This is a genomic window from Oceanisphaera psychrotolerans (genome assembly GCF_001870485.1).
GTDB lineage: Bacteria > Pseudomonadota > Gammaproteobacteria > Enterobacterales > Aeromonadaceae > Oceanimonas > Oceanimonas psychrotolerans.
This window is the reverse complement of the sequence record NZ_MDKE01000040.1, coordinates 1-16,012: the sequence shown is the minus strand read 5'-3', so window position 1 is coordinate 16,012 and position 16,012 is coordinate 1. Positions and strand designations below refer to the sequence as shown.

Here is a 16,012-nt window from a genome sequence, read left to right as displayed (position 1 = left end):
CCGCGCCGATGATAGTGTGGCAGCTGCCATGTGAAAGTAGGTCACTGCCAGGCACACAATTAAAAAGCCCGATACTAACGTATCGGGCTTTTTTCGTTTTCGCGCGGATTCGTTTGACAAACAACTCCGACGGCATCGGCCAAGGCCTGCATTGCTTCGGCTACTACAAACATCAGATTGCCGCTCTAAGCAGTACCAATCAACAGACGGTGGGTTTTTGAAGATGCTCGGCGTAAACTGGGGCATTCATTTTTCTGAGCCGGTTGAACATGAAAACCCTGCTGTTTATAGCCGTCGGTGGTGCAACGGGAGCCGTGTTGCGCTTTATCATCACCGATCTGATGGCCCGTCTGCTAGGTCGTTCCTTTCCTTATGGTGTTCTCACCGTCAATCTGTTTGGCTCCATGCTTATGGGTGTCATGTTCATACTGGTGCAGCAACAGATGCTCAACACCCATTCCTGGCGTCCTTTCGTGATGGTCGGCATGCTCGGCGCCTTGACCACCTTTTCCTCTTTTTCTCTCGATACGGTGTTATTACTTGAGCATGGTCAATGGCTTAAGGCGGTGTTGAATGTGTGTCTCAATGTGGTTTGCTGTATCATGTTCACATATTTTGGCATGCAGATTACCGGCAGCCTGATTGCTTCCCGTTAGTCCGGGCCACTTATTTGCAGTACACTAACTCACTTTGATTTTATAGGTGCCTTCAGCATGTCAGAACAGCACAAGTCGACGACCCACTTCGGTTACAAGACGGTGGAAACCAATGAAAAAGAGCAGATGGTCGCCGGTGTATTTCACTCGGTAGCAGCGAAATATGATGTGATGAACGATCTGATGTCCTTTGGTATCCACCGGTTGTGGAAGCGATTCACCATCGATTGTTCCGGCATACGCAAGGGACAGAAAGTGCTGGATCTGGCCGGCGGCACCGGTGATCTGACCGCGAAATTTTCCCGAATTGTAGGCGAAACCGGTCAGGTGGTACTGGCAGACATCAATGACTCCATGCTCAAGGTCGGTCGCGACAAGCTCAGAAACAAGGGGCTGGGCAACAACATTGCCTATGTACAAGCCAATGCCGAGGCGCTGCCTTTTCCGGACAACCATTTCGACTTGATCACCATCGCCTTCGGTCTGCGTAACGTGACCGACAAGGACAAGGCTCTGGCGTCCATGCAGCGTGTACTGAAGCCCGGCGGCCGTTTGCTGGTGCTGGAGTTTTCCAAACCTCAGCATGAGGTGATGAGCAAGCTGTATGACTTCTATTCCTTCAACATACTTCCCAAGATGGGATCCCTGGTGGCTCAGGACAGCGAGAGTTACCAGTATCTGGCAGAATCCATCCGCATGCATCCGGATCAGGAAACGCTCAAGGCGATGATGGAGCAGGCCGGGCTGGAGCAGGTGGAATACTTCAATCTGACCGATGGCATAGTGGCGCTGCACCGCGGGTTTAAATTCTGATGAAAGAGTTGCTGTTTCCCTTGCTCAATGGTTCGCTTGAGGCCGCATTTAATCGATTTATGCTGCAGGATAGCGAACGATTGAAGAAGATGGCGCCATTACATGGAAAGGTGTTACAGCTGACCGTAACGGATGTCGCCGGCCTGTTCTTGCTGTTTTCCGCCGACCGCCTGGAAATACTGCGGCATTACGAAGGCCTGCCGGACAGCCACCTGAGCCTTTCGCTCAATGCACTGGGCCTGCTGAAAGACAAGGGCCTGTTGATGCAATATATCCGCGACGGGCGCATTGATTTAGAAGGCGATCCCCAGCCCTGGCAAGACTTCTCCTCCCTGGTAAAAGATCCGAGTATCGACCTTGAAGCCCTACTCGCACCCTATACCGGCGATATCATGGCGCACCTGCTGTGTCGTCATGGTCGCGAATTGAAGACGGCAGCAGAGCGGAGGGCCCAGGCGCTGCGCGCCCAGTTGGGTGATTATGTACGGGAAGAAGCCCGTTTGGCGGTTGGGCCGCTGGAGCTGGCCGACTTTAATGATGAAGTGGCCGAGCTGAACAAGCGCCTGTTGCAGCTACAGGCGCGGCTGGCGACGCTGACGGATAAGGTTGTGCATTCATGAAAAAACTACGGGAGTTACTCCGACTCTATCAGATTGGAAAAACCCTGTTCGATTATGGCCTGGATGAACTGATACCGGCTCGGCTGCAGATATTGCCGGCGCGACTGGCGAGAAAAAGCCTGTTCTGGCTCAAGAACCGGCATCCGGATTTGTCCCGCGGCAAGCGCATCCGTCTGGCGCTGGAGCATCTGGGGCCGGTATTTATCAAGTTTGGCCAGATGCTGTCGACTCGCCGGGACTTGCTGCCCCTCGATATCGCCGAAGAACTGGCGTTGCTGCAGGACCGGGTGCCGCCGTTTGATGGTGCTCTGGCTCGTAAGCAGATTGAAGCCAGCCTGCGGCAGCCCATCGAGGTACTGTTCGATGAGTTTGATGAAAAACCGCTGGCTTCGGCCTCTATTGCCCAGGTGCATACGGCCCGGCTGAAGACCGGCCAGGAGATCGTGATCAAGGTGATCCGTCCCGATATAGAACGGGTGATCGAGGCCGATGTCAGCCTGATGCATTCCATGGCCACTCTGGTTGCCCGGCTGGTGCCCGAACGAAGCAGCCGGCTGCGACCGGTCGAGGTGGTGGAAGAGTATCGCAAGACCCTGTTCGATGAGCTGAACTTGCTGCGCGAGGCGGCCAACTCCATTCAGTTACGGCGTAACTTCGAAGGCTCCCGCACCCTCTATGTGCCGGAAATCCATTCCAGTTACTGCCATGAGAATGTGCTGGTGATGGAGCGAATCTACGGCATTCCGGTGTCCGATATCGAGGCGCTGAAAGCCAACGGTACCGACATGAAACTGCTGGCCGAGCGAGGTGTGGAAGTCTTTTTTACCCAGGTGTTTCGCGACAGTTTTTTCCATGCGGACATGCATCCGGGCAATATTTTTGTCTCCTACGATCATCCGGAGGATCCCCAGTGGATTGGCATCGACTGCGGCATCGTGGGCACTCTTAACCGGGACGACAAACGTTATCTGGCGGAGAACTTCCTGGCATTCTTCAACCGGGACTACCGCAAGGTGGCCGAGCTCCATGTGGAGTCGGGTTGGGTGCCGGCGGACACCAAGGTGGAGGAATTCGAGTCGGCGATTCGTACCGTGCTGGAGCCTATTTTCGAAAAGCCGCTGTCGGAAATCTCTTTCGGCCATGTACTGCTGAACCTGTTCAATACCGCCCGCCGTTTCAATATGGCGGTGCAACCGCAGCTGGTGCTGTTACAGAAAACCCTGCTCTATGTGGAAGGCGTTGGCCGTCAGCTCTATCCGCAACTGGATTTGTGGAAGACCGCCAAGCCTTTCCTGGAAGAGTGGATGCAGCAGCAGGTCGGTTACAAGGCAGTACTCAATGCGGTAAAGGAAAAGGCGCCGTTCTGGGCCGAGAAACTGCCGGATTTGCCCGAGCTGGTCTATGACGCCCTGCGTCAGGCCAAGCTGCAACAACGGCAGGCGCAAGGTCTGTACCATCAGTTTGCCCAGCATAACCAGGGGCAGGGGCAGGGACGCTTTCTGCTGGCGGTGGGGGCCACCCTCTTGCTGTCCAGCACGTTGCTGCTGGGAATGGGTAAAAGCGAATGGGCGATGTCCGGTCTGGTGCTGACTTTGGTTGTATGGTTGCTGGGCTGGCGGAAAATAGCGCGTTAATGTGATCTGGTGTCAAGGTTTTGTCATCAAGTCCGGATATCATATTCTGTTATTGTTTACTCTTTACATAGGAAAGGTGCGTTATGGGTGGAATCAGCATTTGGCAGTTGCTTATCGTGGTGTTGATCGTGGTGCTGTTATTCGGTACCAAGAAGCTGCGTGGTATGGGTTCTGATCTGGGCTCGGCGGTAAAAGGCTTCAAGAAAGCGATGAGCGACGATGAGCAGGGCAAGGACAAGAAAGACGCCGATTTCGAACAGCAGTCACTGACCGATAAAAAGGAGCAGACTGACGCTCCGAACGAGAAAGATCAGGACAAAACCAAAGATAAAGATCGGGTGTAACCATGTTCGACATCGGGTTCTGGGAGCTGGTTGTCATTTCTGTGGTCGGGCTGCTGGTGCTGGGGCCGGAACGACTCCCTGTGGCCATCAGAACGGTATCCCGGCTGTTCAGGACGGTAAGAAACACCGCCAATGCGGTGAAGACCGAGCTGGCCCAGGAGCTGAAAATGGAAGAGCTGCATCGGGACTTGAAAAAGGCCGAGCAGCTCGGCATGCAAAATCTGAGTCCTGAGCTACAGGAGTCCATCGATCAGTTGAAGGATGCCGCCGCTTCCGTGAACCGGCCCTACGAGTCGAAGGACGCGAAGGGAGCCGATCTCCGGCATACCGAAACCGATGCCCCGCCCTCGAAAGCGCCGCAGGATAAATCTTAAATGAGTCATACACAGCAGCCTCTCATCAGTCATCTGGTGGAGCTGAGGAGTCGTCTACTCCGTGCCTTTGCCGCCATTGTGCTGGTTTTTCTGGCCCTGGTGTACTTTGCCAACGATATTTACCATATTCTGGCCGAACCCTTGCTGCAGCAGTTGCCGAAAGGTACCAGCATGATTGCCACCGGGGTGGCGACCCCGTTTCTGACCCCGATGAAGCTCACGCTGATCGTGTCGTTTTTTGCCGCCATCCCCTATGTGCTGTATCAGGTATGGGCCTTTATTGCTCCCGGCCTCTATAAACACGAAAAGCGACTGATAGCCCCGCTGGTGTGCTCCAGTGCCCTGCTGTTTTATGCTGGGGCGGCCTTCGCCTATTTCGTGGTCTTTCCGCTGGCCTTCGGCTTTTTCACCAAGATGGCGCCGGAAGGGGTGACTATTGCCACCGATATCGCCAGTTACCTGGATTTTGTGCTCGGCCTGTTCGTGGCCTTCGGCATTGCCTTCGAAATTCCCATCGCCACCATCCTGCTGTGCTGGACCGGGGTGACCACGCCAAAAGATCTGGCCGGCAAGCGGCCCTATGTCATCGTGGTGGTATTTATCGTCGGCATGCTGCTGACGCCACCGGACGTGATTTCCCAGACCCTGCTGGCCATTCCCATGTGGCTGCTGTTCGAAATCGGGGTGTTCTTCGCCCGCTTCTACGTGCGTGATAGCGGCGGGGACGAAGAACCGGGCGGTTCATCATGATTGATATCGGGGTCAACCTGACCAACAGCCAGTTCGACAAGGACAGGGCCGAGGTGATCAACAGGGCAAAGGCCGCGGGGGTATCGGCACTGGTACTGACCGGTACCTGCCTCGAGGCAAGCCGGGCGGTGGCCGATTACGCCATCACCGAGCCCGGTTTCTGTTACGCCACTGCCGGCATTCATCCTCACGACGCCAAGACCTTCGACGACCAGAGTCTGAGTGTGCTGCGAACACTGGCATCGCGGCCCGAAGTGGTCGCCATCGGCGAGTGTGGCCTCGATTACAACCGTGACTTTTCGCCACGCCCGCAGCAGGATGCAGTGTTTGAAGCCCAGCTTGCATTGGCGGCCGAGTTGCAGTTGCCGGTTTTCATGCACTGCCGGGACGCCCATACCCGTTTTCTCGATATTCTCAAGCCCTGGCGCAGTCGACTGCCGGCGGCGGTGCTGCACTGCTTTACCGGTAGTGAAGCCGAGCTGCGCGACTGCCTGGCGCTGGATCTGCATATCGGTATTACCGGCTGGATCTGCGACGAACGCCGGGGGCAGGAGCTGCAGCGGCTGGTGTCGCTTATCCCGGGTAACAGGCTGATGATTGAAACCGACAGTCCTTATCTGTTGCCGCGGGATCTGTCACCCAAGCCTGCCAGTCGCCGTAACGAGCCGGCTTATCTCCCCCATATTGCCCGACGTATTGCCGCCTGCCGGGGCGAAGAGCCCGAAGCCCTGCTTGCCGCGGCGACGGCGAGCAGCCTCGCCTTTTTTCAACTTCAGGAGCAGTAATGACTCAACAAGTGTTCGGTGGTTTTCCCTCTCGTCGCCTGCGTCGTTTACGGAAGCATGATTTCAGCCGTCGTCTGGTGCGCGAAAATACCCTGACGGTGGACGATCTGATTTACCCGGTGTTTGTCTTGCCCGGTCTTCAGCGGCGGGAAGCCGTGGCATCGATGCCCGGCATCGAGCGGCTGTCCATCGACCTGCTGCTTGAAGAAGCGGCGGAGCTGGTGCAACTGGGTGTGCCGCTGATTGCCCTGTTTCCGGTGGTTAACGCCAGCCAGAAGAGCCTGTTGGCGGAAGAGGCCTACAACCCGGAAGGCCTGGCCCAGGAAGCGGTACGGGCACTGAAGGAAGCGTTCCCCGAGTTGGGGGTGATGACCGACGTGGCGCTGGATCCCTTCACCGTACATGGTCAGGACGGCATTCTCGATGACGATGGCTATGTGTTGAATGACATTACCACCGAGGTGCTGGTAAAGCAGGCCCTGAGCCACGCCGAAGCCGGTGCCGATATCGTGGCGCCTTCGGACATGATGGATGGCCGTATCGGCGCCATTCGGCAGGCGCTGGAAGAGGCCGGCTTTATCAACACCCAGATCATGGCCTATTCGGCCAAGTATGCTTCCAACTATTACGGACCTTTCCGTGATGCGGTTGGCTCCGCCGGTAACCTCAAGGGTGGCAACAAGTCGACCTATCAGATGGACCCGGCCAACAGCGACGAAGCCCTGCAGGAAGTGGCGCTGGACATCCAGGAAGGGGCCGACAGCGTCATGGTCAAGCCGGGCATGCCCTATCTGGACGTGGTGCGCCGGGTCAAGGAGCAGTTCGGGGTACCGACCTTCGCCTATCAGGTCAGCGGCGAATACGCCATGCACATGGCTGCCATTCAGAACGGCTGGCTGAAGGAGCGGGAAACCGTGCTGGAGTCACTGATGTGCTTCAAGCGTGCCGGGGCCGACGGTATCCTGACCTACTTCGCCAAGCGGGTCGCGATCTGGCTGAACGAAGGAAAGTAAAGCCGGGACTGGTGACAGGGGATTTGGGACTGGTTAGGGTCCCTAATCCCTAATCCCTAATCCCTAATCCCTAATCCTGCTCTTGAATCACCAGCGGCCAGCCCAGCTCGGTCTGGCGTGCCGCCTCCTGCAGCAGCTCGCTGGCTCGCAGGTGATGGCTGCGGCTCCAGTCGGAAGGCAGGGTCAGGGTCAGTTGCCGATCCCGGGCTTCCAGCTTGAATTCCGGCACGGTGCCGCGGGTGCGGCGCAGGCAGAGGATGATGGCCAGACGCAACAGTCGGGCCAGCAGAATAGCCTGTTCTGCCTCGATGGCACTTTGCTGCTCTAACGACTCCTGCCGAAATTCATCCCGCTGATTCAGCAGCAGCGCGGCCAGCAGCTGTTTCTGAGCCGGGGTAAAGCCGGGCAAGTCCACATGACGGATAATATAGGCGGCATGTTCGGGGGCCCGTTTGTACTCGATGCAGAGCCCCAGCTCGTAGAGCAGGGCGGCCCAGCCCAGCATGGCGGTGGCGGGGGCATCGATATGCTGGCTGCTGGCCAGTTGCTGCAGGGCGTTGAGGGCGGTGTTGCGCACCCGCTCGGCCTGGTCCCGGTCCAGCTGATAGCGGCTGATCAGGCTGTCGGCGGTACGTTCCCGGGCGTCACACTCCCGGCGGCGGCCCAGCATGCCATAGATAAGGCCTTCGCGCAGGGCGCCACCCGCCAGCGTCATCTTGTCTATCGCCAGCATATCGAACAGGGCGATGAGAATCGCCAGGCCGGATGGAAACACGGTGACGCGATCCGCTTGCAGGCCGGGCAGACTAAGCCGGTCGAGGTGGCCACAGGCGATGGCCTGTTGTTTCAGCTGCAACAGCTTGGCCAGGGTAATTTGCTCATCCTCACCCTGACTTATCATGATTTCCTGAATGGCCTGCACGGTGCCGGAGGCCCCGATACAGTTTTCCCAGCCGAGTTTCAGATAGTCCCCGGCAACCGGCGTCAGGGTCTGACGGGCGGCGGCAATGGCGAGATCAAAGTTGGCGGCAGATAGCTGTCCATCGGCAAAGTGGCGATTCAGCCAGGTGACACAGCCCATGTGCAGGCTGTTGAGCAACTGCGGAGCTGTCCCTTCACCGATGATCAGTTCGGTACTGGCACCGCCGATGTCGATCACCAGTCGGCGGCCGACGCCCGATGAGGTCCAGGCCACGCCTTCATAGATGGTAGCGGCCTCTTCTTCACCGGAAATAATCCGCACCGGATGGCCCAGTATGGCCTGAGCCCGTTCGAGAAAGACATCGATATTGGTTGCCAGCCGCAGGGTGGCGGTGCCGACGATACGAATATGGTCGGCGGGAATGTCCTGCAACTGCTCGGCGAACAGATGCAGGCAGTCCCAGCCTCGTTCCATGGACGCCGCATCCAGGCTGCCATCGGCCTGCAGACCGGCGGCCAGCCGCACCTTGCGCTTGATCTTGGTCAGGGTGCGGCTGGCGCCCGACACTTCATGCACCACCAGCATATGAAAGCTGTTGGAGCCCAGGTCGACGGCGGCATAAAGCGCGGGGTTTTTCACCTGGTTCAGCTCCGGTCACCCTGGGGACGACGACGGCGGTTGTTGCCGCCGGGACGACGCTGGCCGCTGCCCTGACGGGTGCCGCGATTGGCGTGGGCCCGGTGATGATGGATATGGGTCGGCGCAGTCACGTCCTTGAGCAGTGCATCACGGTCGTATTTACTGACCGGAATTTCATGCTCGATATAGGCTTCCACCGCCGGCAGGTTGAACACGTACTCTTCACAGGCAAAGCTGATGGAACAGCCACTGGCGCCGGCCCGACCGGTACGGCCGATACGGTGCACATAGTCTTCCGCATCGTCGGGCAGATCGTAGTTGAACACGTGAGTCACATCGGGAATGTGCAGGCCGCGCGCCGCCACATCGGTGGCCACCAGAATATCCAGTACACCGCCGGTGAAATCCTCGAGGATTTTCAGGCGTTTCTTCTGGGGAACATCTCCGGTCAGCAGACCGACCCGATGGCCATCGGCCTGCAACCAGCCGTGGACTTTTTCGCAGCTGTGCTTGGTGTTGGCGAACACGATGGCCTTGTCGGGCCATTCTTCTTCCATCAGTGTCAGCAACAGCAGCATCTTGTCTTCCTGAGCCGGATAAAACAGCTCTTCCTTGATGCGAATGCCGGTCTTGCGCTCGGGCTCTACCTGTACATGTTCGGGGCTGTTCATGTGCTCGTAGGCCAGCTCCTGCACGCGCAGCGACAGGGTGGCGGAAAACAGCATGTTCTGGCGTTGGGAAGCCGGCGGCATGCGGCGGAACAGGAAGCGAATGTCCTTGATAAAGCCCAGATCGAACATGCGATCGGCTTCGTCCAGTACCACCACCTGGATGGCGCCGACATCGATGATTTTCTGCTTGAGGAAGTCGATGATACGACCGGTGGTACCGATCAGGATATCGACACCGGCTTCCAGTACTTCTACCTGCTTCTCGTAGCCATCACCACCGTAAGCCAGGCCCAGCTTGAGGCCGGTACTGGTGCTGATGGTATCGGCGTCGTTGAAGATCTGCACCGCCAGTTCCCGGGTGGGCGCCATGATAATGGCCCTGGGCTGGTTCAGCTGGCGTTGTTCGGGGGCCGGGGTGGTCAGCAGGTGGTTAAAGGTGGCGGCGAGAAAGGCGATGGTTTTACCGGTGCCGGTCTGGGCTTGCCCGGCGATATCCTTGCCTGTCAGTAAATGGGGTAACGACAGCGCCTGTATCGGCGTGCAGTTGTGAAATCCCTTTGCTTCCAGTCCGGCCAGAACCTGCGGTTGCAGGCCCAACTGGGCAAATTTTGTGTCTGTTAAGTGTGTTTTGCTCATAACGTTCAGAATATCAGGTTAGACTTGCAATAATAAACAGGATCATTTGAAATAGGGCAACTAAATTGCCCTGACGTTGTGTGTCGGGGGATAAAACAACTGATTTGGAGTTGGAGATGAGTGACAAAATTATTCAGCTGACCGATGCCGGCTTCGAAGCTGACGTGATCAAGGCCGATGGCCCGGTTCTGGTAGATTTCTGGGCTGAATGGTGTGGTCCCTGCAAGATGATCGCCCCCATCCTGAGCGAAGTGGCCGATGAATATGCAGGCAAGGTCACCGTGGCCAAGCTGAATATCGATCAGAATGCCGATACTCCGCCCAAGTTCGGTATTCGTGGCATTCCCACCCTGCTGCTGTTCAAAAACGGCGAAGTGGCAGCCACCAAGGTCGGCGCGCTGTCCAAGACTCAACTGAAAGAGTTTCTGGACGCAAACCTGTAATGGTGAGGTAAGGGGTGCGCAAGGCATCCCTTATCGTTTTTGCTAGACGCTTCTTCTTTTTGGTGCTAGTTTACTGTTCGTTTGCTAACCTATTTTTGTGCCCTAGGGCCCTCCGAATTCAAGTCTCAATCCGGCAGACTTTTCTGACTATTTAACACATCCTGGTCGATAGAAACTCACCACTATGAATCTTACCGAACTCAAGAATACCCCCGTATCTGAGCTGATAAAGCTTGGGGAAACCATGGGCCTGGAAAACCTCGCCCGTTTGCGCAAGCAAGACATCATCTTTGCTATCCTCAAAGCCCATGCGAAAAGTGGTGAAGATATCTTCGGCGATGGCGTGCTGGAAATACTGCAGGACGGTTTCGGCTTTCTGCGCAGCGGCGACTCTTCCTATCTGGCCGGCCCCGATGACATCTACGTATCACCCAGCCAGATCCGTCGCTTCAACCTGCGTACCGGCGACACCATCGCCGGTAAAATCCGCCCGCCGAAAGAAGGCGAGCGTTACTTTGCGTTGTTGAAAATCAACGAAGTCAACTACGACCGGCCGGAGAATTCTCGGAACAAGATTTTGTTCGAGAACCTGACACCGCTGCACGCCAATGAGCGGATGAAGATGGAGCGGGGCAACGGCTCCACCGAAGACATTACCGCTCGGATACTGGATTTGGCATCCCCCATCGGTAAGGGCCAGCGCGGCCTGATCGTGGCGCCGCCCAAGGCCGGTAAAACCATGCTGCTGCAGAACATCGCCCAGAGCATCGCCTATAACCATCCGGAATGTGTGCTGATCGTGCTGTTGATCGACGAGCGTCCGGAAGAAGTGACCGAGATGCAACGTATGGTGAAGGGCGAAGTGATCGCCTCCACCTTCGATGAGCCGGCCGCTCGTCACGTACAGGTGGCCGACATGGTGATCGAAAAGGCCAAGCGCCTGGTCGAGCACAAGAAAGACGTGGTGATCCTGCTCGACTCCATTACCCGTCTGGCTCGTGCCTACAACACAGTGGTGCCGTCTTCCGGCAAGGTACTGACCGGTGGTGTGGACGCCAACGCCCTGCACCGTCCCAAGCGTTTCTTCGGTGCGGCTCGTAATGTGGAAGAGGGCGGCAGCCTGACCATTATCGCCACCGCCCTGGTGGAAACCGGCTCCAAGATGGATGACGTTATCTACGAAGAGTTCAAGGGTACCGGTAACATGGAACTGCACCTGTCGCGCAAGATTGCCGAGAAGCGGGTCTATCCGGCCATCGACATTCCTCGTTCCGGCACTCGCCGCGAAGAGCTGCTCACCACCCCGGACGAGCTGCAGAAGATGTGGATACTGCGCAAGATTGTGCATCCCATGGGCGAGAACGATGGGATCGAGTTCCTGATCGACAAGCTGGCGATGAGCAAGACCAACGACGAGTTCTTCGATGCCATGAAGCGGCAACAGAAGTAATTGTCAGCAATCAAAAGACCGCGGCCCGTCCGCGGTTTTTTTATGCGTGAACCTCGGCCGCTGCAGTCACTCCTCTTGTCCATCGTTGCTGAAACCCAGTCGGCCGCAGCTTCTGTTTTTGGTACAAGCCTTCCCGATCCGGGTATAATCCCGGTGCCACTCGATACACTCGGAATAACCCAATGAAATATAAGGATTTACGAGATTTTATCGCGCAACTGGAAGCCCAGGGCGAGTTAAAGCGCATCAGCCATGAAATCGATCCCTATCTGGAAATGACCGAGATTTGCGATCGGACCCTCAAGGCCGGCGGCCCGGCGCTGCTGTTTGAAAACCCCAAGGGGTTCGATATGCCGGTGCTGGGCAACCTGTTCGGTACCCCCAAACGAGTGGCCATGGGGATGGGCCAGCAGGATGTGGATGCGTTGCGGGAAGTCGGCCGCTGGCTGTCTTACCTGAAAGAGCCGGAGCCGCCCAAGGGGCTGAAAGAGCTGATGGAAAAGCTGCCTATCTTCAAGCAGGTGCTGAACATGCCGGTCAAGCGATTGAAGAAGGCGCCCTGTCAGGAAGTGGTACAGGAAGGCGATGATGTCGACCTGACCCAACTGCCCATTCAGCATTGCTGGCCGGGCGATGCGGCCCCCTTGATAACCTGGGGGCTGACCATCACACGCGGGCCCTACAAGAAGCGCCAGAATCTGGGCATCTATCGTCAGCAACTGCTGGGCAGGAACAAGGTGATCATGCGCTGGCTCAGCCATCGTGGTGGCGCCCTCGACTTTCGTGAGTGGCAGGAAGCCAATCCGGGCAAGCCTTATCCGGTGGCGGTGGCGCTGGGCGCCGACCCGGCCACCATTCTCGGCGCCGTGACCCCGGTGCCCGACAGCCTGTCCGAATATGCCTTTGCCGGCCTGCTGCGTGGCAGCCGTACCGAGGTGGTCAAGTGCATCGGTAGCGATCTGGAAGTCCCCGCCAGTGCCGAAATCGTACTGGAAGGCTATATCTATCCCGACGAGATGGCGCCGGAAGGACCTTATGGCGATCACACCGGCTATTATAACGAAATCGACGAATTCCCGGTGTTTACCGTGGAGCGGATTACCCGCCGTCGTGACGCCATCTATCATTCCACCTATACCGGTCGGCCTCCCGACGAGCCGGCGATACTGGGAGTGGCGCTGAATGAGGTGTTTGTACCCATCTTGCAGAAGCAGTTTCCGGAGATAGTCGACTTCTATCTGCCGCCGGAAGGTTGCTCCTATCGCATGGCGGTGGTGACCATCAAAAAGCGCTACCCCGGTCATGCCAAACGTGTCATGCTGGGCGTTTGGTCGTTTTTACGTCAATTCATGTACACCAAGTTTGTTATCGTGTGCGACGACGATATCAACGCCAGAGACTGGAACGATGTGATCTGGGCCATTACGACCCGAATGGACCCAGCGCGGGATACCACCCTGATCGAACACACTCCCATCGACTACCTGGATTTTGCCTCGCCGGTATCCGGTCTGGGCTCGAAAATGGGGATGGATGCCACCAACAAGTGGCCGGGTGAAACCGACCGGGAGTGGGGTCTGCCCATCGTGATGACAGAAGAAGTAAAACAAAGGGTCGACAGCTTATGGGATCAACTCGGGATCCTGGATTCGAGTGCCAAACAGAGTGAACTCAAAGGATAGTCATGCAGAAAGTAACATGTAGTGTTGAAGCCCTGGAAGAAATGGCCGAAACCCTGTGGTATGTGCGGTTGAAGCCGGAAGTGCCTGTGGATTTTCTTCCTGGTCAGTATCTGCTGGTGGTGATGGCCGACGATGACAAACGTCCCTTTTCCATCGGCAATACCGTGAACGAAGAAGGTGTGCTGGAATTGCACATCGGTGCCGGCCCCGATAATACCTATGCCATGCAGGTGCTCAAGCGCATGCAGGAGCAGGGCCAGATCGACGTACAGCTGCCGGCGGGCAAGGCCCATCTGCGCTCGGGGTCCCGTCATCCGGTGATCCTGATGGCCGGTGGTACCGGCTTTGCCTACACGCGCTCCATTTTGAAGCAAATGCTGGCGGATGGTCTGCACCAGCCGGTGTTCCTGTACTGGGGGGTGCGCTTCGAGCAGCATCTCTATGCGGATCAGGAAATGAAAGCCTGGGCTGCCGAGCATAAGGAACTGACTTACGTGCCGGTGGTGCAGAACGGCGATGAACACTGGCAGGGCCGAACCGGTCTGGTCCATGAAGTCATCATGGACGACTTCCCCAGCCTGGCAGGCTACGACATCTATGTGGCGGGTCGCTTCGAGATGGCCGGTGTGGCGCGGGAAGCGTTCAAGGAAAAGGGTGTCGATGCGGCTCACCTGTTCGGTGATGCCTACGAGTTTATCTGAATGCGGCCAGGAAGAGGGAGCATCGGTTCCCTGTTCCTGAACGCGAGTTTCGCCGGGCAGTGTGCCCGCAGACTGGTCTGGCGGACCGGCTCGGCGAGCTTAGCCCTGTTCATCCTGGCTGTCGGCCAGCCTGCGTTCCAGCAGTGCCAGCTTGGTTTCCATCTCGTTCAGCTTCTCCCGGGTGCGCAATAGCACCTTGGTTTGAACATCGAATTCTTCCCGCGTGACCATATCCAGTTTACCCAGTTGCGCCTGCAATACGGTACGAATGCGTTTTTCCGCTTCTTCGCCCATGTTCTTCAGTCCGCTGGGCAGATTGTTTTGGATTTGTTTGGCAATGTCTTCCAGTTTTTTCGGATCTAGCATGCTTGTCTCCTTGGCTATGGGGCCATTTTACCCCTATTTGCCGGTCGCGGTCAGGTCAGGCTTTCCATTTTGGCACGAAAGCCGTAGTTTTAGGTGACCAAGCTTCAAATGAGAAAAGTATGTTCCATCTGCTTACGCGTTTGCTCTATCGGCTGACCCGTCGTCTCAGCTGGCACAATTTACTGGTATTACTGTTGCTGCAGGCCGGCGGCAGCTGGCTGTTGCTCAGCCTGGCAGGGGAGCAGGAGCTCACCTCCCCATCGGTATTTTTCTATTACAATGCGGTGGTGATCAGTACCGTCGGTTTCGGTGACTATTCCCCGGTGACGGATGCCGGCCGCTGGTCGGTGGCGCTGTTTCAAATCCCCTTCGGACTGCTGGTATTCGGCAGTTTCATCGGCAAGTTGACCCAGACCCTGGTGACCTGGGTAAGGAGAGGTATGTCAGGCAAGGCAAACTATTCACATTTATCGGGTCATACCCTGCTGTTCGGCTGGAATGGTGTGCAGACCGAACGGATCGTCGATCTGCTGCTGGCCGACAGCGCCAGCCATAGCCAGGAGATATTGCTGTGCGTCACTCAGGAGATGGAGCATCCCTTTCCTGAAAAAACGGCGGTCAAGTTCGCTCGTCTGCATTCCTTCACCGATCCCGACGAGCTGGCGCGGGTAGGGCTGGCAAGTGCCAGCCGGGTGCTGGTGGACGGGGAAGACGACGACCAGACCCTGACTACCTCTCTGGCGCTGTCCGCCAAAGCCGCTCCGGATGCGCACCTGTGCGCCTGGTTCACCGAAGCCAGCAAGGCGGAACTGCTGCGGCTGCATTGTCCCAATGTGGAAGTGTCCAGCTCGAAGGAGGCGGAAATTCTGGTGCGTTCGCTGCAGGATCCGGGCGCGAGCCTGATCCAGGAGCAGATCTTTTCCACCCTGCTGGGACCGACCCTGTATCGCATTCAGGTACCGCAGAGCGCGGGGGAGCTGGTGTACGGCCGCTTGCTGAATACTTTCAAGCAAGAGCACAATGCCACCCTGCTGGGTGTTTCCAGCCAGGCCAGCGGCCAGGACATAGAGCTGAATCCTGCCGGCGATACCCGGGTCATCGGCGGCAGTTTCCTCTACTACATCAGCCCGGAACGGTTGCAGAGTGCGCAGATCAGCTGGGAGTAGCTCTAGAGGCTTCGATGGTTATCTCGAACCCATGAAACAATCGAGCTGTTTGAGTGTCATATCAATCCCGGACAAAGGGCCCGCTCCGCCGACTCGCCGTAAATACCTCCTTGTAGGCTCAGCCGCGCCATCCGTGGCGCGGATGGTCGGCTGAGCAGATCCCTTTGTCCTTCTTGGAGCATTGGAATTGCCTGTTGGCGCGGTCTTCGGGCCACTCGGTGTTCAAGAAGAGGCAACAGAGAACGGCTCCCACGACCGTGAAATGTCAGGGACGGTATTTCCGAGCCCCCAAGGATGATGAGATGGACACCTCTTGTGTAACCGGCGTCGCGATGCGCCATATTTGG

18 protein-coding genes are annotated in these 16,012 nt (G+C 57.2%); 15 read left to right on the top strand and 3 right to left on the bottom strand.

The genetic code is table 11. The features are described 5' to 3' along the window. The 10 genes from BFR47_RS18255 to hemB all read left to right on the top strand — a co-directional run. Positions 1–221, top strand: a 221-nt coding sequence (locus tag BFR47_RS18255; protein WP_217645553.1) for a hypothetical protein, incomplete at its 5' end; no start/stop codon positions are given. A gap of 48 nt (positions 222–269) precedes the next feature. Further along, complete coding sequence (gene crcB, locus BFR47_RS13295) at positions 270–656, top strand: fluoride efflux transporter CrcB (protein ID WP_071473523.1); 387 nt, start codon at positions 270–272, stop codon at positions 654–656. Between the two features lie 57 nt (positions 657–713). Then, on the top strand, positions 714–1,469 hold the full coding sequence (gene ubiE / locus BFR47_RS13290) for a bifunctional demethylmenaquinone methyltransferase/2-methoxy-6-polyprenyl-1,4-benzoquinol methylase UbiE (protein ID WP_071473522.1): 756 nt from the start codon (positions 714–716) through the stop codon (positions 1,467–1,469). Further along, on the top strand, positions 1,469–2,089 hold the full coding sequence (locus BFR47_RS13285) for a ubiquinone biosynthesis accessory factor UbiJ (RefSeq protein WP_071473521.1): 621 nt from the start codon (positions 1,469–1,471) through the stop codon (positions 2,087–2,089). The genes ubiE and BFR47_RS13285 overlap by 1 nt, the downstream gene beginning before the upstream one ends. After that, positions 2,086–3,723, top strand: coding sequence for a ubiquinone biosynthesis regulatory protein kinase UbiB (ubiB, locus tag BFR47_RS13280; RefSeq protein ID WP_071473520.1), 1,638 nt, complete (start codon positions 2,086–2,088; stop codon positions 3,721–3,723). Before BFR47_RS13285 ends, ubiB begins: the two co-directional genes overlap by 4 nt. 83 nt (positions 3,724–3,806) lie before the next feature. Beyond that, a complete protein-coding gene (gene tatA / locus BFR47_RS13275; protein WP_071473519.1) occupies positions 3,807–4,067 on the top strand; it encodes a Sec-independent protein translocase subunit TatA in 261 nt (86 codons plus the stop codon). A gap of 2 nt (positions 4,068–4,069) precedes the next feature. Then, positions 4,070–4,441: a Sec-independent protein translocase protein TatB gene (gene tatB, locus BFR47_RS13270; protein ID WP_083399144.1), complete on the top strand. Its 372-nt coding sequence runs from the start codon at positions 4,070–4,072 to the stop codon at positions 4,439–4,441. Beyond that, positions 4,442–5,191: a twin-arginine translocase subunit TatC gene (tatC, locus tag BFR47_RS13265; protein WP_071473518.1), complete on the top strand. Its 750-nt coding sequence runs from the start codon at positions 4,442–4,444 to the stop codon at positions 5,189–5,191. Next, positions 5,188–5,976, top strand: coding sequence for a TatD family hydrolase (locus BFR47_RS13260; RefSeq protein WP_071473517.1), 789 nt, complete (start codon positions 5,188–5,190; stop codon positions 5,974–5,976). Before tatC ends, BFR47_RS13260 begins: the two co-directional genes overlap by 4 nt. Further along, entirely contained in the window at positions 5,976–6,989 is a 1,014-nt protein-coding gene (hemB, locus tag BFR47_RS13255; RefSeq protein WP_071473516.1) for a porphobilinogen synthase, read from the top strand. Before BFR47_RS13260 ends, hemB begins: the two co-directional genes overlap by 1 nt. Before the next feature lie 70 nt (positions 6,990–7,059). Here the strand turns inward: hemB and gppA are convergent, their stop codons facing one another. Together gppA and rhlB are read right to left on the bottom strand one after the other, a co-directional pair. Beyond that, the gene (gene gppA / locus BFR47_RS13250) at positions 7,060–8,550 is read right to left on the bottom strand and encodes a guanosine-5'-triphosphate,3'-diphosphate diphosphatase (protein WP_071473515.1); all 1,491 of its coding nucleotides are present in this window, start codon (positions 8,548–8,550) and stop codon (positions 7,060–7,062) included. 5 nt (positions 8,551–8,555) lie between these two features. Next, positions 8,556–9,857 carry an ATP-dependent RNA helicase RhlB gene (gene rhlB / locus BFR47_RS13245; RefSeq protein ID WP_071473514.1) on the bottom strand — a complete coding sequence of 434 codons (1,302 nt, stop codon included), beginning with the start codon at positions 9,855–9,857 and terminating at the stop codon, positions 8,556–8,558. Between the two features lie 116 nt (positions 9,858–9,973). On the opposite strand from rhlB, the gene trxA reads away from it, so the two are divergent. The 4 genes from trxA (at position 9,974) to fre (ending at position 14,133) form a co-directional block, all read left to right on the top strand. Continuing rightward, positions 9,974–10,300, top strand: a complete 327-nt coding sequence (gene trxA, locus BFR47_RS13240; protein ID WP_071473513.1) for a thioredoxin TrxA — start codon at positions 9,974–9,976, stop codon at positions 10,298–10,300. 184 nt (positions 10,301–10,484) lie between these two features. Then, complete coding sequence (gene rho / locus BFR47_RS13235; protein ID WP_071473512.1) at positions 10,485–11,750, top strand: transcription termination factor Rho; 1,266 nt, start codon at positions 10,485–10,487, stop codon at positions 11,748–11,750. A gap of 182 nt (positions 11,751–11,932) precedes the next feature. Beyond that, positions 11,933–13,432: a 4-hydroxy-3-polyprenylbenzoate decarboxylase gene (gene ubiD / locus BFR47_RS13230; RefSeq protein ID WP_071473511.1), complete on the top strand. Its 1,500-nt coding sequence runs from the start codon at positions 11,933–11,935 to the stop codon at positions 13,430–13,432. 2 nt (positions 13,433–13,434) lie between these two features. Then, positions 13,435–14,133 carry an NAD(P)H-flavin reductase gene (gene fre, locus BFR47_RS13225; RefSeq protein ID WP_071473510.1) on the top strand — a complete coding sequence of 233 codons (699 nt, stop codon included), beginning with the start codon at positions 13,435–13,437 and terminating at the stop codon, positions 14,131–14,133. A 99-nt stretch (positions 14,134–14,232) separates the two neighbouring features. Here fre and ubiK read toward each other — a convergent pair whose 3' ends face one another. Continuing rightward, positions 14,233–14,499: a ubiquinone biosynthesis accessory factor UbiK gene (gene ubiK / locus BFR47_RS13220; RefSeq protein ID WP_071473509.1), complete on the bottom strand. Its 267-nt coding sequence runs from the start codon at positions 14,497–14,499 to the stop codon at positions 14,233–14,235. Between the two features lie 119 nt (positions 14,500–14,618). On the opposite strand from ubiK, the gene BFR47_RS13215 reads away from it, so the two are divergent. Then, positions 14,619–15,665 (top strand): potassium channel family protein, encoded by a 1,047-nt coding sequence (locus BFR47_RS13215; protein ID WP_071473508.1) that lies wholly within the window; start codon positions 14,619–14,621, stop codon positions 15,663–15,665. The last annotated feature ends 347 nt before the right edge of the window (positions 15,666–16,012 follow it).

Excerpts from the sequence above, each read along its gene's own strand:
- fre (WP_071473510.1), top strand. The coding sequence starts at position 13,435 with ATGCAGAAAGTAACATGTAGTGTTGAAGCCCTGGAAGAAATGGCCGAA.
- rho (WP_071473512.1), top strand. The coding sequence starts at position 10,485 with ATGAATCTTACCGAACTCAAGAATACCCCCGTATCTGAGCTGATAAAG.
- ubiE (WP_071473522.1), top strand. The coding sequence starts at position 714 with ATGTCAGAACAGCACAAGTCGACGACCCACTTCGGTTACAAGACGGTG.
- tatC (WP_071473518.1), top strand. The coding sequence starts at position 4,442 with ATGAGTCATACACAGCAGCCTCTCATCAGTCATCTGGTGGAGCTGAGG.
- BFR47_RS13215 (WP_071473508.1), top strand. The coding sequence starts at position 14,619 with ATGTTCCATCTGCTTACGCGTTTGCTCTATCGGCTGACCCGTCGTCTC.
- ubiD (WP_071473511.1), top strand. The coding sequence starts at position 11,933 with ATGAAATATAAGGATTTACGAGATTTTATCGCGCAACTGGAAGCCCAG.
- ubiK (WP_071473509.1), bottom strand. The coding sequence starts at position 14,499 with ATGCTAGATCCGAAAAAACTGGAAGACATTGCCAAACAAATCCAAAAC.
- tatB (WP_083399144.1), top strand. The coding sequence starts at position 4,070 with ATGTTCGACATCGGGTTCTGGGAGCTGGTTGTCATTTCTGTGGTCGGG.
- hemB (WP_071473516.1), top strand. The coding sequence starts at position 5,976 with ATGACTCAACAAGTGTTCGGTGGTTTTCCCTCTCGTCGCCTGCGTCGT.
- trxA (WP_071473513.1), top strand. The coding sequence starts at position 9,974 with ATGAGTGACAAAATTATTCAGCTGACCGATGCCGGCTTCGAAGCTGAC.
- rhlB (WP_071473514.1), bottom strand. The coding sequence starts at position 9,857 with ATGAGCAAAACACACTTAACAGACACAAAATTTGCCCAGTTGGGCCTG.
- ubiB (WP_071473520.1), top strand. The coding sequence starts at position 2,086 with ATGAAAAAACTACGGGAGTTACTCCGACTCTATCAGATTGGAAAAACC.
- BFR47_RS13285 (WP_071473521.1), top strand. The coding sequence starts at position 1,469 with ATGAAAGAGTTGCTGTTTCCCTTGCTCAATGGTTCGCTTGAGGCCGCA.
- BFR47_RS13260 (WP_071473517.1), top strand. The coding sequence starts at position 5,188 with ATGATTGATATCGGGGTCAACCTGACCAACAGCCAGTTCGACAAGGAC.
- tatA (WP_071473519.1), top strand. The coding sequence starts at position 3,807 with ATGGGTGGAATCAGCATTTGGCAGTTGCTTATCGTGGTGTTGATCGTG.
- crcB (WP_071473523.1), top strand. The coding sequence starts at position 270 with ATGAAAACCCTGCTGTTTATAGCCGTCGGTGGTGCAACGGGAGCCGTG.